The sequence below is a fragment of the Rhizobium ecuadorense genome (assembly GCF_001187535.1).
GTDB lineage: Bacteria > Pseudomonadota > Alphaproteobacteria > Rhizobiales > Rhizobiaceae > Rhizobium > Rhizobium ecuadorense.
Map to the genome: position 1 here is coordinate 223,679 of NZ_LFIO01001107.1, position 13,808 is coordinate 237,486.

The following is a 13,808-nucleotide window of genomic DNA, read 5'->3' on the forward strand; positions in this document are numbered from 1 at the left end:
TTGAAATATGATGAGTCGCCGTAAGATCGAGCCGCGAGGTCGCGTAGCAGTATGACGTTGGACAAGAGCCCCGATGCCTTTCGCACCATCAGCGAAGTCGCAGACGATCTTGATCTGCCGCAGCATGTGCTGCGCTTCTGGGAGACGCGTTTCCCGCAGATAAAGCCGATGAAGCGCGGCGGCGGCCGTCGCTACTACCGGCCCGAGGATGTGGATCTCCTCAAGGGTATCCGGCATTTGCTCTATGATCACGGCTATACGATCAAGGGTGTGCAGAAGCTTCTGAAAACCAACGGCAACAAGTTCGTCATCTCGGTTGGCCACGGCGATCTCGCCAGCGTCGAGGCGCTTGCATCGGGCGTTCAGGAGACGAGTGCCGGGGAACCACGCGTCGGCATGGCCGACGAAGATCAGATTGTCGGCCGCGCCAAGCCGCCGATTACCCGCCGCTTCTTCAATTTTGTGGCTGGCGAGGACGAACAGGAAGTCTCGATCGGCAAGTCGAGCGTCGGCAAGGAAGACAGGGCATTGCTGCAGGAGGCGCTCTACGACCTGCTGGAATGCAAGCGTCTGCTCGATCAGGTACGCTGACCGGAACTCTTATGGTTGTCCCGGAACCGCGGCACGCTTCCGGCAACGGGCATCAGGCTTCGGTAAGCCGCTTCATCGTCTGTTCGAGTTCGCTGAGCTGGAAGGGCTTTTGCAGCACGGGCAATGTGCTTGGGCTGCTGCCCGCAGGAGGCGCGCCATATCCCGTCGCGTAGACATAGGGTTTGCCGCGTTCGTCGAGCAGTTTTGCAACCGGCAGCGAGCTCTGCCCTGCAAGCGAGACGTCGAGAATCGCAGCGTCGAATTCCGTGTCCCTGGCGGCGGCCAGCGCCCGTTCCAGATCGGGCGCGCTGGCGCAAACCCGGTAGCCGAGATCGGCGAGCATGTCCTCGAGCAGCATGGCAATCAGCGCGTCGTCTTCGACGATGAATATGTCTTTCATGTTCCCGTCCACCCATTTCCCCTTGCCGGGCATGCGGATTTATGTGGACTCCTGGCACGGCTCGTCAAGACGTCGTGCCCGGCAGTGCGAGAAACAGCATATTGCCGGGTGAAATTCGATGTGTAAAAGCTGAGATGCCGTCTGCGCAACGGCGACTGCATAATTCTTAAATCGGATTCGATTTTAGGATAAAACTATGCAGTGATTCAAAGTGTTACGGCGTTCTTTGCAGGTCTGAAAAGACGCGATGCCGTAAGGAGGGGTCTGGAATGGATTTGCTGAGCGCCACGGATTGGCTGCGTCATAGGCCGGGTTATACATATCCGCTGGCCGTTGCCTTCGTGGGCCTGACGTTTCTTCTGAGGCTTGCCGTCAGCGACTATCTCTCCGGCTTTCCCTTCCTGAGCTTCCTTCCGGCGATATTGCTGGCGAGTTTCATAGGCGGCGCGGGGCCGGGCTTCGTCGCAGCGATACTGGCCGCTTTCATCGTCCAGCAGTTTTTCGTCGAGCCGCAAGATATCTTCTGGCCGGTCAGCGCCGGCCAATGGGTTGGGCTTTCAACCTATCTCATCAATGCGGTGATCATCATCGGCCTGATGGAAATGATCATCATCGCGCATGGTCGGCAGAGCCGCCTCCGCGAGGAGCTTAACAGTTTCAACACCCGCCTTGAACAGACGGTGGTCCAGCGTACCGTCGAACTCAGGCACGAGATGGAAGAGAATGCTTCCGCGCAGGCGCAGGTGCGTCAGTTGCAGAAGATGGAGACGATCGGCCAGCTCACGGGCGGCGTCGCTCATGATTTCAACAATATGCTGGCGATCATCATCGGCAATCTCGATCTCGCCCAGCGGCGGATGACCGGACAGGAGGATCCCCGCCTGCTGAACTCCATCCAGAATGCCAAAGACGGCGCCCAGAGGGCCGCGGTCCTGACCGCCCGTCTTCTCGCTTTTTCGCGTCAGCAGCCGCTCGCCCCTGAAGTGATCGACCTCAACAAGCTGGTCGGCGGCATGTCGGAACTGCTGCGGCGTACACTCGGCGAGCAGATCCGGATCGAGACAGTGCTGGCCGGCGGCCTCTGGCCGAGCTTTGCCGATTTGAGCCAGCTTGAGAACGCCATCCTGAACCTTGCCGTCAACGCCCGCGACGCCATGCCTGGCGGCGGCAATCTCACCGTCGAGACCGCCAATACTGAACTCGACGAGCGATATTCCCGCATGCATTCGGAGGTCGAAGCCGGCCAATATGTGATGATCAGCATGACCGACACCGGCACCGGCATGTCGCCCGACGTGATCGAGCGGGCATTCGACCCGTTCTACACGACCAAGGGACCCGGCAAGGGCACCGGTCTCGGCCTCAGCCAGGTTTACGGCTACATCAAGCAGAGCGGCGGCCACATCAAGATCTATTCGGAGATCGACAGGGGCACGACGGTGAAGATCTATCTGCCCCGTCATGTCGGCGCGACGGACGCCAGGCTGAGTGCCTCAGGCGCCAAGCCCATCCCTCAGGGCAGCGTCAACGATACGATCCTGGTAGTGGAGGATGATGAGAACGTCCGCATCATGACCGCCGAAAGCCTGCATGAACTCGGTTACACCGTGTTGCAGGCGGCAAGCGGCATGGAGGCTCTTCTCGTTCTGGAAGAAAATCGGGAGGTCGACCTGATCTTCACCGATATCGTCATGCCGCAAATGAGCGGGCGCCAGCTTGCCGATATCGTTCAGGAAAAATGGCCGGCGATCCGGATCCTCTACACCACAGGCTATACCCGCAATGCCATCGTCCATAACGGGGTGCTAGATCACGGCGTCTCCCTGCTTGCCAAGCCCTTCAGCCTGGAGCAGCTCGCCCACAAGATCCGCGAACTTCTGAATGTGCCGGCGAGAATGGAAGATGAGAGGACGTGAAGCCGCTCCTTTAACCGGGCCATCCTGTTCCATGCAGCCGCACGTCCACTGTTCCCGATCGCCTTATTCCAGGACCTGGATCACGCGGTGCGTCTTCGGCTCGACGATGACGCGCCGCTCATTGACGACGGTATAGCCATAGCCGTCGATATTCGGCACCGTATGTATTTCGACGGTATCGGGCAGCGTCGCGCCGACGGCGATATCGCCTTCATAGACGACGGACGGCGTGTTTTGCTCCATCACATAAGTGCGAACTTCGCCCGGCAGCACGACGGAGCCGGTCGGGGCGGGATCGGTGACGATGACGGTGCTCTGCGCGAAGGCGGCGGAGCTGATCGTCAGCATGGCGGCCGCAGCCAGCATGATCTTGCGCATGGGATGTTCTCCTTTTTAACCTGAGACATCAAGGCAACGCCGGCCATGCGGCATAGTTCCCGCTCCCGCGTTCAAGGCGGCGCGAGACAGGCGCGATGAGCGCAATGGAAGTGTTGCTATGTCAATTTATGCACCATACGGTTGATTAGTTCGAATCACTGTCAATGCGCGTTCGTCCGGTGGCGTCAGGGGGGGGGCGGTTGTTTACCGTTCGTTAACCATGTTGGCGATTTATACCCTGTGAACGGCCGCGTGGTCGTTGATTCGAAGGTCCGTCGCGTTTCGGTTTGCGAATGGATATCTGGAAAGACGATTGCGGCGGCTCGAAACATGCGTTTGCGGATGACGATATCGCTGGTGGCCGTAGTGGGCATGATGGCCGGCTGCACCTCGACAGGCGGTGTGCGTCAGCCCTCCGGGCCGGAGACCGTGGCGCCTGAAAAGGCGCTGGTCCTGCCGCCGCCGGGCGGCCCGTCGATCGTCAGCGTCGTCGAGCGCAAGCGTGGCAACGGCGTCGAGCAGACGGTCTCCTTGTTTACCTCATCCTCCGTGGCCGGTCAGAACTTTCTGAAGGTTCAGTTCTTCGGTGCGTCCGGGGCCAATCCCGGCACCGGCAATGCCGGCTTCAGCATGATCAACGAGAGCGGCATCGCCCGCGAAGTGGCGCGTTCGGCCCCCGGCGTGCCGATGGCGACGTCGGCAACCTTCCTGCAGAACAGCTATGGCCCCTTCGGTTATGCCTCCGGCCGCAGCCGTGCCGGCGATACCTGCATCTATGCCTGGCAGCAGATCCGCTCGAGCGTCAACGCCAATACCCAGGCGCGCAATTTCGGCATGATCCAGCTGCGCCTGCGTCTCTGCGACGCCAACGCCAGCGAGCGTCAGCTGCTCGGCATCGTCTATGGCTATACCATATCGGGCGCCTTCGACGGGGAGATCTGGAATCCTTACGGCAATCCGCCGCCCGCCGATGCCGCGCTCGGGCGCACCGGCGAGCCGATCTATCCTGACCAGGGCGGTTATCGCGCCAGTCCGATGCCGATCGGCTATGAGCCGGCGCCTGCCATTGTCAGCCGGCCGCGGGTCGCTCCCGCCCGCAGCGCTTCGCCACCGGCACAGGGCGCCGCACCGATGCCCGCGCCCATCGGCCCGCGCGTGCCGCTGCCCGGCGAAGCGCCGCAGGCGCGGGTTATGCCGGATGCGGCAGCCCCGCCCGAACAGCCGGTTGAACAATCCGCAAGGGCGATCGGCGTCACCGTGCCGTCGCCGGACTGCATAGGCGACGCGGTCATGACGGCCGCCTGCCGGAGATAGAGCATGATGCCGAAAAGTGTGAGCGGTTTTCGGACGACGTCATGCCTGTTCTAGTGAGCATGCCCGAAGTGCCGAACGGCGCCTCGGTTGAGCAATTTCGAAGGAACGTCGATGCGCAAAGCCCGCAGTGTCTTCATATGGGCCGTGGTTTCGCTCTGCATGATCGTGCTGATCACGCTGCCGGTCAATTTGCAGACCCAGCTCATCACCAGCATCACGGTCGTGACGGTGATGGCGCTGATCAAGGTCTTGAAGGGCGAGGGGACATGGCGCCTGGTGGCGCTCGCCTTCGGCACCTCGATCGTGCTGCGCTACGTTTACTGGCGCACCACCAACACGCTGCCGCCTGTCAACCAGCTTGAGAATTTCATTCCCGGCCTGCTGCTCTATCTCGCCGAAATGTACAGCGTCGCCATGCTGGCGCTCAGCCTGTTCATCGTCGCCACACCGCTGCCGTCGCGCCCCTCGCGTGCCGCCAATCCCGGGCGTTTGCCGCATGTCGATGTCTTCGTGCCGTCCTATAACGAAGACGCCGGGCTTCTCGGCAATACGCTGGCGGCCGCCAAGGCGATGGATTACCCGGCCGAGAAGCTGCATGTCTGGCTGCTCGACGACGGCGGCACCTTGCAGAAGCGCAATTCCGGCAAGCTGCTCGAGGCCCAGGCCGCCGCTGCCCGCCATATCGAGCTGAAGCAGCTCTGCCAGGATCTCGACGTCCATTACCTCACGCGCGACCGCAACGAACACGCCAAGGCCGGCAATCTCAACAACGGCATGAAACACTCGACCGGCGAACTCATCGCCGTCTTCGACGCCGATCACGCGCCGGCCCGCGATTTCCTGCTCGAGACCGTCGGTTACTTCGAAGACGACCCGAAGCTCTTCCTCGTCCAGACCCCGCACTTCTTCATCAATCCCGATCCGCTGGAGCGCAATCTGCGCACCTTCGACAAGATGCCGAGCGAGAACGAAATGTTCTATGGCATCATCCAGCGCGGCCTCGATAAATGGAACGCCGCCTTCTTCTGCGGCTCGGCCGCGGTTCTGAGCCGCAGGGCGCTCGACTCCCAGAACGGCTTTTCCGGCATCAGCATCACCGAGGATTGCGAGACGGCCTTAGCGCTGCACGGCGCCGGCTGGAACAGCATCTATGTCGACAAGCCGCTGATCGCCGGTCTGCAGCCCGCCACCTTCGCAAGCTTCATCGGCCAGCGCAGCCGCTGGGCGCAGGGCATGATGCAGATCCTGCGCTTCCGCTTCCCGCTGCTGAAGCGCGGCCTGTCGATCCCGCAGCGTCTCTGCTACATGTCCTCCACGCTTTTCTGGCTCTTCCCGTTCCCGCGCACGATCTTCCTGTTTGCGCCGCTCTTCTACCTGTTCTTCGATCTGGAAATCTTCACCGCGTCGGGCGGCGAGTTCCTCGCCTATACGCTTGCCTACATGCTGGTGAACCTGATGATGCAGAACTACCTCTACGGGTCGTTCCGCTGGCCATGGATTTCCGAGCTCTACGAATATGTCCAGACCGTGCATCTGCTGCCGGCTGTCATCTCCGTCATGCTCAATCCGAGGAAGCCGACCTTCAAGGTCACCGCCAAGGACGAATCGATCGCCGTCAGCCGCCTGTCGGAGATCAGCCGGCCGTTCTTCGTCATCTTTGCGGTGCAGATCATCGCGCTCGTCATCACCATCTACAGGATCTATGCCGAGCCCTATAAGGCCGACGTCACACTCGTCGTCGGCGGCTGGAACCTCATCAACCTGATCATGGCCGGCTGCGCGCTCGGTGTGGTGTCGGAGCGCGGCGAGCGCGCCTTGTCCCGCCGCGTCCGCGTCAACCGGCGCTGCGAATTCGGCGCCAACGGCAAGTGGTATGCTGCTTCGATCGAGGACGTCTCCGTCCATGGCGCCAGGCTTCACATCTTCAACAAGCAGCTCGACGAGATGCTGGTCGGTGCTGTTGGCGAAATCCGCTTCCGGCCCTATAGCGGCGCGGAACTGGAAACCCTGCCGCTGATCGTTCGCAACATCGAGCCGTCAGGCGACATCAGCAATGTCGGCTGCCAGTACGTGCCGAAAAGCGCGCTCGACCATCGCCTGATCGCCGACCTGATGTTTGCCAACTCAGGCCAGTGGACCGAGTTCCAGGCCTCGCGCCGCCGCAATCCCGGCCTGATCCGCGGCACCATCTGGTTCCTCGGCACGGCGCTTTATCAGACCAGCCGCGGCCTCGTTTATTTCTTCCGCAGCATGCGGCCGGAGCGCGAAGCCCAGCAGCAGGCGGCAAAGGTCAACGCCGGATGAGAAGCATCATCGCCGCCTCGCTTTTCCTGCTGAACGCCTCCGCCTTCGCCCAGGCGCAGACGGCACCCTTCGATATGTCCGGCGAGCGGCCGCCCGGCGCCTCCGTTACCCCGAGACTGACACCGCCGACCCCACCGGCAGCCGCGCCGGTTCCCGTCACGCCTCCGGTTTCCGTATTGCCGGCGCCTGCACCCCAGGCGACTCCTGCTCCTGCTCCTGCTCCTGCCCCGGCTTCGGCACCTGCGCCGGTTCCCCCGCCGATTACCGTTCCGCCGCAGGCGCTGCAGGCGGCCGCGACAGATACGGCGCCGGCTCAGCGCCCCGAGAGCGTCCGCCGTTATGTCGTGCCCTTTTCGAAGCTCGGTCTCAACGGTGAATATGACCGGCGGTCATGGTCCGTTTATCTGACGCCGGAACAGGCGGCCGCCCAGGCAAGCTTCACCTTCGCCTACCAGAATGCGATCGTCGTCGCCCCCGAGGCCTCGGCGTTGACCGTCTATCTCAACAATCGCCCGATCGGCCAGCAGCGTATCGGCTCGCCGGACGGCGCGTCGGCTGTCACCTTCAAGGTTCCGCCAGGTCTGCTGCAGCCGGGCGCCAATGTCGTCAGCTTCGAAGCCGCTCAGCGCCACCGCACCGATTGCAGCATCCAGTCCACCTATGAATTATGGTCGAATATCGATCCGGCCGGCACCTATCTGAGCTTTGCCGGCAGCGAGGTCGCTGAGCCGGCGAGTGCCGATGCGATCCGCGCCATCGGTGTCGACGGCGCCGGCAGGACCGAGTTCGACATCGTCGTCCCGGCGCTGGAACAGCCGGGAACCACCAGGCCGCTGCTGCGGCTGGCGCAGGGGCTTTCTGTGCTGAGCAGCATGCCGAACCAGAACTTTGCCTTCAGCACCGCTTCGCTGCCGGCTGGCGGCGCCGGCAAGCTCAGTGTGCTCGTCGGCACCGCGGCGGAACTTCGGCCGCTCTTTCCCGGCCTGCCGCCCGGCGCCGAAAGTGCGGCACTGGCCGCTTTCGTCACCGATCCGCGCAGCGGCTCACCGGTGCTTCTGATCAGCGGCCCCTCCTGGCAGGCGGTGTCCTCGGCCATCGATACCATCGTCTCACCGACGGACAGATCCGAAGATATCCGCCGCGACGTGCTGACCACCGAACGCTGGAGCGCGCCAAATGCGCCGCTGGTCTTTTCCGATACCAGCATCGCTTTGTCTCAGCTCGGCGTGAAGACCACCGAATTCTCCGGCCGGCGGCTGCGGACCAGCTTCAATATCGCCGTGCCGGCGGACTTTTATGCCAATGCCTATGGCGAGGCGAAGGTGCTGCTCGACGCCGCCTATACCGACAACGTGCTGCCCGGCAGCCACATCGATATCTACGTCAACGACAATATCGCCTCGACCGTGCCGATCACCACCACAGCAGGCGGCATTCTGCGTCATCTGCCGATCCGCGTGACGATGCGCCACTTCAAGCCCGGCCTGAATACGGTGGCGATCGAGGCGATCCTGATGACCAAGGACGATGCGGCTTGCGCGCCGGGCGCCACCGCCGGCGCCAGTCCCCGCTTTGCCCTGTTCGACACTTCCGAGCTGCACATGCCGGATTTCGCCCGCGTCGGTCAGCGGCCGAATCTGGCCGCCATGGCCGGCACCGCTTATCCCTATGGCCGGGCCACGGAGCCGACGCCGCTGTTCATCGACCGCGTCGATGCCGACACGCTTTCGGCCGCCGCCACCCTGCTTGGCCAGATGGCGATCATGGCCGGCCATCCGATCCCTGTGGAAACCGTCGCCTCGCCGAATACGATCGGTGATCGTGACGCCATCTTCATCGGTTCCATCTCGCAGATGCCGGCAACCGCTCTGTCGCAAACGAATATCGCCACGGCGAGCCAGGCCTCGTGGCGTCCGGTGACGGATGCGCAGACGGGCGTCGTCGACACCGATGCGGCCTTCGAGGAATGGAATTCCAAGGTCAGCGGCGGTGTCTTGCGCAGCCGGATGACCGCGTTCCGCGAGTGGCTGTGGCGCAATTTCGATATTTCCCGCAGTTCGCTGCAATTCGTGCCGGGCGCCGAGGAAATCTTTACGCCGCCCAACACCGCCTCGCTTCTGGTAGGGCAGGGTTCCAGCCCGGCGGGAGCCGGGGCCTGGACCGTGGTGGCGGCGCCATCGGCGAAGGACTTGCGGGAAGGGGTCGAGGTTCTGACTTCGCAGCTGAACTGGCCGCAGATATCAGGCCACATCACTACCTATTCCAGCAAGACCGGCAAGATCGAGGCGGTACCGGTCACCCGTTTCGATTTCGTGCCGTCGACGCCCTGGTCGATCGCCAACTACCGGCTGATCGCCGCCAATTGGTTGTCGACGAATATCCTCTCCTACGCCTCGCTGCTGGTCGTCTTCGTGCTGTTGATCGGCATCACCACGTCGAAGATGCTCAAAAGGCTGGGTCGGTCGAAATGAGGCGGTGGCGCGCGCTCCTGCTGGCGGCATCGGTCGCGCTTGCACCGGGCCTGCCGGCCATCGCGCAGCAGGCGATGATCAATGCCGGCGCATGGTCGGCCTATAAGGCGAAGTTTCTCGATCCGACCGGCCGCATCGTCGACAACGGCAACGGTAACATCAGCCACAGTGAAGGGCAGGGCTATGGCCTGCTGCTCGCCTATCTCGCTGCGAGCCCCGCCGATTTTGAGCAGATCTGGTATTTTACCCGCACCGAGCTGCTGCTGCGCGACGACGGACTGGCCGTCTGGAAATGGGATCCGAACGTCAGGCCGCATGTGGCCGACACCAACAATGCCACGGACGGCGATATGCTGATCGCCTACGCGCTGGCGCTGGCCGGCACGGCATGGAAACGAGAAGACTACATCCTCGCCGCCTCCCGCATGGCGCAGGCACTGCTTGCCGAAACCGTCGGCCGCTCGCAGGGCCGCACTTTGCTGATGCCGGGAACCGAAGGCTTTACCGGCAGCGACCGAGACGATGGTCCGGTCGTCAACCCGTCCTACTGGATTTATGAAGCGATCCCGGTGATGTCGGCACTCGCTCCGTCGGATGCCTGGAAAAAACTGTCGGACGACGGCGTGGAGCTGTTGAAGACGATGCAATTCGGCCCGCGCAAGCTTCCCGCCGAATGGGTGAGCCTGCGGGATAAGCCGCGGCCGGCAGAAGGGTTCGACGCCGAATTCTCATATAACGCCATCCGCATCCCGCTCTATCTCGCCCGCGGCGGCATCACTGACAAGGCGCTGCTCATCCGCCTGCAAAAGGGCATGTCGCAAGACGGCGTTCCCGCCACCATCGATCTGACCACCGGCCGGCCGAAGACAGTGCTGTCGGATCCCGGTTATAGAATTGTTAACGATGTTGTGGCCTGTGTTGTCGATGGGACCAGGCTGCCAAGCTCGGCGCTGCAGTTTGCCCCCGCACTCTATTATCCGTCCACCCTTCAACTGCTGGGGCTGGCCTATATCGGGGAGAAGCATCCGGAGTGTCTGTGAAGTCTTCTCTCGTGGCGGTTTCAGCGGCAGTGGTGGTGGCGAGCCTCGTCACCGGGCTGAAAGACCGTGCCGCTCTGCAGGAAAAGTTCGGCCTTGGCTCTGCCGGCAAGCCGGCGCCGGAGCTGATGATGATGGGCCGCATCAAGCCGACTGATGCCCCTGCCGGTAATTCCGACTTCAATGCGCAGCTCGTCGCCGACAAGATCGAGGCGATCACGTCCTCGCCGCCACCAGCGTCGGATACTTCAGATCCGAATGCCGTCGCAGAGCAGCCTGCAGCGCCGCCATCCGCCGCGCCTCAATCTGCGCCCCAACCTACACCTCAGCCGGCGGCTCCGCCGGCACCGGTCACGCCTCCCATCGTGTCCGAGCCTCCAGCGCCGCAACAGGCCGCCGCGCCGCCGCAGCAGCCTGCCGTCGATGAAAGCGCACTTCGCTATTTCGCCAGCCGCGGCGACAAGGTGCGCCTGCAGGCCGAAATCTCCCGCCTTCAGGCGCTCTACCCGAACTGGGTTCCGCCGGCCAATCCGCTCGCCGTGCCGCAAAATGGCGACAAACAGCTCGAGGCCATGTGGCAGCTTTATTCCGAGGGCCGTTATGCCGAGCTGCGCAAGGCGGTCGCCGACCGTCAGGCAGCCGATGCCGGATGGCAGCCGCCGGCCGATCTGCTCGACCGGCTCGATGTCGCCGAGGCCCGCGCCCGCCTCATCAACGCTTCGGACCTCAAGCAATATGCGACCGTGGTTGATATCGCCGCCGCAACGCCGAGCCTGCTCACCTGCAGCGAGGTCGACGTTCTGTGGCGTGTCGCCGAAGCCTTCCTTCAGACGGAGAGGGTGCAGCGTGGCCAGGACGCCTACAGCTATATACTGAAGAACTGCCCCAATCCGGCCGAGCGGCAGGCGACGATCGAAAAGGCCTCGACACTGCTTGCCTATCAGCCGATGCAGACGCTGCTGGCGCTGGAGAAGCCTGCTGCCGACGGCAGCAGGGAATTCGACGCGATCCGCGACAATCTCGCGCGGCGCTTCATGGCCGAAGGCAATGACGATCCGAAGCTCGCCATCGCGCCAGATTACGTCGCCCGCCTCGAAAAACTCGCCGGCAGCGAGGGGCTTGCCTCGGATGCGCTGCTGCTCGGCTGGTACCAGCTTCGCCGCAACAACGATGCCGAGGCGGAGAAGTGGTTCCGCGCCGCCCGAGCCAAGGAGGATACGGCGGCGGCTTCGCAGGGGCTGGCGCTGGCGCTGATCGCCCGCAAGGCGCCCGAGGAGGCCGAGGACGTGATGTTCCGCTGGCGTGCCGACTCCGACGATGCGACCGCCACCTATCTCGCCGCAACCGCCAATCTGATGGCGCTGCAGCCGCCGGCCGATCTCGCCGAAGACGTGCTGCATCGCATCGCCGCCGAGATTATCGCCCGAAAATATGTGCCGACGGCGCAGCAGTTCGGCTGGTATGCCCGCTCGCTCAACCAGTTCCAGACCGCCGCACGCTGGTTCGAGACCGCGCTTGCCTGGAAGCCCGATGACGAGCCGTCGGCCTATGGCCTTGCCGTCACCCGCGAGCAACTGAACGACCGCAAGGGCGTGCTCGACCTGCAGCGCGCCTGGGCCGGCCGGTCGACCCGGATCGCCAATCTCGAAGACACCGCCTCGCTGATGCCGAATGGGAGCGTCCAGCCGCCGGAAAAGGGCACGCTTGCCCCGCAGCAGCCGGTTCAGCCGACGCAGCCGGCGCAACGCCCTGCCACGGCGGCCGAGCCGCTTCCGGCTGAACGCCGCACCCCGCTGCAGCCGGCGCCCGATGTTGCCGTTCGCCCGGCAGGGCCGGCGATGCAGACGGTGACCGTTCAGCGCGGTTCACGCCAGACGCGCGGTTGCTCGACAACCATCGATGCGGGTCAGCTCAGCCCGGCAAACGCGCTGTCGCGCGGCTGGTGCCTGATGGATATCAACCGGCCGATGGAGGCGATCTCGGCCTTCGAGACGGCATTGCAGAGCCCCGTCCGCAAGGATCGTGAAGACGCAGCCTACGGCCAGAGCCTTGCCTATCTGCGCGCCGGCCTTTCCAGCAATGCGGCTGTGGCCGCCACCAAGGCACCGCAGAACCGGCAGCGCGCTGCCGAGCTCCAGGTGGCGATCCTCGCCGACCGTGCGCTTTCGGCCTTCGACGCCGGGCGTTATCGCGAGACCCTGATCTATCTCGATCAGCGCGCCCAACTGCAGCAGGAACGCATCGACCTGATGGTGCTGCGCGGCTATAGCTACCTCAATCTTAAAATGTATGGCGACGCGACCCGTATCTTCGAAGCTGCTGCCGCGACCGGCAGCCGCGACGCCGCCCGCGGTCTGGCCGACGTTCGCAACGTCACCCATCCCGATGTCAACGACTAGCGTTGACGTCGACGTCGTGACTGACGTTGACGCCGCGGCCGCTCTCCGCTACTCGCCTGTGCAGGGGTCGTCCCGGCCTCGCCCCCGCAAGGAAACGCCCCGTGCCCGCTCTCCACGATATCCTCGACAGATCCTATGACGCCTTCCTTTTCGATATGGACGGGACGCTGCTGAATTCCATCGCCGTCGTCGAACGCGTCTGGAGCGAATGGGCAAGGCGCCATGGCTTCGAACCGGAAGTCTTCTTGAAGACGATCCACGGCATCCGCGCTTCCGACGTCATCCGCGGGCTTGGCCTTCCCGGCGTCGACCCGGCCCATGAGGCGGACCTGCTGCTCGCCGAGGAGATGGAGGATGTCTCCGGCATCGTCGAAATCCCCGGCGCCATCCGCTTCCTCTCCGCCATTTCAGATGGCAAATGGGCGATCGTCACCTCGGCGCCGATCGAGCTCGCCAGACGCCGCATGGCAGCCGCCGGCATCCCGATGCCGAAGGTCATCGTCAGCGGTGGCGAGGTAAAATCGGGCAAGCCCAGCCCCGAGGGTTATCTGCTCGGCGCCAGCCGCCTCGGTGTCGATCCCGCGAAATGCCTGGTCTTCGAAGACGCCGTCGCCGGCATCCTCGCCGGTGAAGCGGCCGGCGCCGATGTCGCCGTCATTACCGAAACCCACGCCACCCCCTTCGAAACCCCGCATTTCTCGATCGCCAACTACCAGTCATGGCAGCCCCGCCACACCGCCGAAGGCCAGCTGAAGCTCGCGGCGATCTAATCAATCCGACAAACCGCCTCCTTTTTGTCGGAGGCGAGTTTTTTCCGCTTGCATTGCACGCGCCGAAAAACTAAACGAAGCAAGCCGTTTCGGCAGGTCGGGGCGTAGCGCAGCCCGGTAGCGCACTTGACTGGGGGTCAAGGGGTCGCTGGTTCGAGTCCAGTCGCCCCGACCATTTATCCCCTTGAAATCCAGTCAGAACATCACGTTTCATGTGGCGGCCGCTCT

Annotated in this window: 10 protein-coding genes and 1 tRNA gene; 9 read left to right on the forward strand and 2 right to left on the reverse strand. The window is 63.4% G+C overall.

The genetic code is table 11. The features are described from left to right. Positions 1–51 precede the first annotated feature (51 nt). Complete coding sequence (locus AF337_RS23280; protein WP_049734001.1) at positions 52–591, forward strand: MerR family transcriptional regulator; 540 nt, start codon at positions 52–54, stop codon at positions 589–591. A gap of 52 nt (positions 592–643) precedes the next feature. Here the strand turns inward: AF337_RS23280 and AF337_RS23285 are convergent, their stop codons facing one another. Then, entirely contained in the window at positions 644–991 is a 348-nt protein-coding gene (locus AF337_RS23285; protein ID WP_049734002.1) for a response regulator, read from the reverse strand. A gap of 269 nt (positions 992–1,260) precedes the next feature. On the opposite strand from AF337_RS23285, the gene AF337_RS23290 reads away from it, so the two are divergent. Then, a complete protein-coding gene (locus tag AF337_RS23290) occupies positions 1,261–2,907 on the forward strand; it encodes an ATP-binding protein (protein ID WP_049734003.1) in 1,647 nt (548 codons plus the stop codon). A 63-nt stretch (positions 2,908–2,970) separates the two neighbouring features. Here AF337_RS23290 and AF337_RS23295 read toward each other — a convergent pair whose 3' ends face one another. Then, positions 2,971–3,285 carry a DUF1236 domain-containing protein gene (locus AF337_RS23295; protein WP_049734004.1) on the reverse strand — a complete coding sequence of 105 codons (315 nt, stop codon included), beginning with the start codon at positions 3,283–3,285 and terminating at the stop codon, positions 2,971–2,973. Positions 3,286–3,615: 330 nt separating this feature from the next. Between AF337_RS23295 and bcsN the strand changes: the two genes are divergently transcribed. The 7 genes from bcsN to AF337_RS23330 all read left to right on the forward strand — a co-directional run bounded on the left by bcsN (position 3,616) and on the right by AF337_RS23330 (position 13,755). Then, complete coding sequence (bcsN, locus tag AF337_RS23300; RefSeq protein ID WP_049734005.1) at positions 3,616–4,599, forward strand: cellulose biosynthesis protein BcsN; 984 nt, start codon at positions 3,616–3,618, stop codon at positions 4,597–4,599. Positions 4,600–4,710: 111 nt separating this feature from the next. After that, the gene (gene bcsA / locus AF337_RS23305) at positions 4,711–6,903 is read left to right on the forward strand and encodes a UDP-forming cellulose synthase catalytic subunit (RefSeq protein WP_049734144.1); all 2,193 of its coding nucleotides are present in this window, start codon (positions 4,711–4,713) and stop codon (positions 6,901–6,903) included. After that, on the forward strand, positions 6,900–9,374 hold the full coding sequence (locus tag AF337_RS23310; RefSeq protein WP_049734006.1) for a cellulose biosynthesis cyclic di-GMP-binding regulatory protein BcsB: 2,475 nt from the start codon (positions 6,900–6,902) through the stop codon (positions 9,372–9,374). Before bcsA ends, AF337_RS23310 begins: the two co-directional genes overlap by 4 nt. Continuing rightward, a complete protein-coding gene (locus AF337_RS23315) occupies positions 9,371–10,414 on the forward strand; it encodes a family 8 glycosyl hydrolase (RefSeq protein WP_049734007.1) in 1,044 nt (347 codons plus the stop codon). Before AF337_RS23310 ends, AF337_RS23315 begins: the two co-directional genes overlap by 4 nt. After that, positions 10,411–12,810, forward strand: coding sequence for a hypothetical protein (locus AF337_RS23320; RefSeq protein WP_049734008.1), 2,400 nt, complete (start codon positions 10,411–10,413; stop codon positions 12,808–12,810). Before AF337_RS23315 ends, AF337_RS23320 begins: the two co-directional genes overlap by 4 nt. A gap of 101 nt (positions 12,811–12,911) precedes the next feature. Then, on the forward strand, positions 12,912–13,580 hold the full coding sequence (locus AF337_RS23325; protein ID WP_049734009.1) for an HAD family hydrolase: 669 nt from the start codon (positions 12,912–12,914) through the stop codon (positions 13,578–13,580). A 98-nt stretch (positions 13,581–13,678) separates the two neighbouring features. Next, positions 13,679–13,755 (forward strand) — tRNA-Pro (locus AF337_RS23330). Positions 13,756–13,808 lie beyond the last annotated feature (53 nt).

Bases quoted from the DNA above. Each gene is read 5' to 3' on its own strand.
- AF337_RS23280 (WP_049734001.1), top strand. From the start codon at position 52: ATGACGTTGGACAAGAGCCCCGATGCCTTTCGCACCATCAGCGAAGTC.
- AF337_RS23285 (WP_049734002.1), bottom strand. From the start codon at position 991: ATGAAAGACATATTCATCGTCGAAGACGACGCGCTGATTGCCATGCTG.
- AF337_RS23290 (WP_049734003.1), top strand. From the start codon at position 1,261: ATGGATTTGCTGAGCGCCACGGATTGGCTGCGTCATAGGCCGGGTTAT.
- AF337_RS23295 (WP_049734004.1), bottom strand. From the start codon at position 3,285: ATGCGCAAGATCATGCTGGCTGCGGCCGCCATGCTGACGATCAGCTCC.
- bcsN (WP_049734005.1), top strand. From the start codon at position 3,616: ATGCGTTTGCGGATGACGATATCGCTGGTGGCCGTAGTGGGCATGATG.
- bcsA (WP_049734144.1), top strand. From the start codon at position 4,711: ATGCGCAAAGCCCGCAGTGTCTTCATATGGGCCGTGGTTTCGCTCTGC.
- AF337_RS23310 (WP_049734006.1), top strand. From the start codon at position 6,900: ATGAGAAGCATCATCGCCGCCTCGCTTTTCCTGCTGAACGCCTCCGCC.
- AF337_RS23315 (WP_049734007.1), top strand. From the start codon at position 9,371: ATGAGGCGGTGGCGCGCGCTCCTGCTGGCGGCATCGGTCGCGCTTGCA.